This window comes from Aliiroseovarius halocynthiae (assembly GCF_007004645.1).
Lineage (GTDB): Bacteria > Pseudomonadota > Alphaproteobacteria > Rhodobacterales > Rhodobacteraceae > Aliiroseovarius > Aliiroseovarius halocynthiae.
The window spans coordinates 1-634 of sequence record NZ_ML660045.1 but is presented as its reverse complement, the minus strand read 5'-3'; the positions used below and the strand labels follow the sequence as shown (position 1 = coordinate 634).

Below are 634 nucleotides of genomic sequence, written 5' to 3'. Positions count from 1 at the left end.
GCTGCGCATTGGCGTTACGGGCTTTCAGAAAGCTGATCTAGGTTTTCTTGCGGCGCTGTGATCCCGTTAAGTGCACAGTCCGTATGACGACGAGCAGTGTGTCGTGATCCGTGGGGAAATCGCACAGGCTGGTGACGATACGGGCCATGGGGCAGTCCACTTCGTCGTCGGAGGTATAGCAGAGGGGCGAAGTGGCGGCTGGGGAAGTTGTGCGAAAGCACATCTGAGTTTACGCTGCATTTGCGAAGGCGCTAATGAGCCAGAGTTGCGGATAGGAATATGCCTTATGGCGTTTAGGTTACTTACACTGTCGAACGGCCATCTAAGCTTGGAGTTCGAGGATGCCGACGTCGCTACAGTCTCAAAAGGCATCAAAGATTACTTCGGGCGTCCGAAGGTGCAAAAGTCTATTCTGTATGACCTCCTGGAATTTGGAGGCGGAGAGTTCATCTATTATCACGAATGGGATCCGTGCTTGATCGCGCAATCTGAAACAGGCAATGAAGTTCTGCGGGCCCTATACTATAATTTCACTGGGGACTGTTAACTCGACTTTAGATCTGGGTGCCGCTTAAAAAAGAAGCGCTGGTTACTATGTTCCTGAGCCTGCTGATTGGGGATCTGCAGATAAAGC

General features: G+C 51.4%; 1 protein-coding gene. It reads left to right on the top strand.

Annotated elements, in window-relative coordinates; translation table 11 throughout:
• Positions 1-286: 286 nt before the first annotated feature.
• Positions 287-547, top strand: a complete 261-nt coding sequence (locus FIL88_RS16805; protein WP_185961015.1) for a hypothetical protein — start codon at positions 287-289, stop codon at positions 545-547.
• The last annotated feature ends 87 nt before the right edge of the window (positions 548-634 follow it).

Coding starts and splice junctions, on each gene's coding strand:
- FIL88_RS16805 (WP_185961015.1), top strand. CDS start 287: ATGGCGTTTAGGTTACTTACACTGTCGAACGGCCATCTAAGCTTGGAG.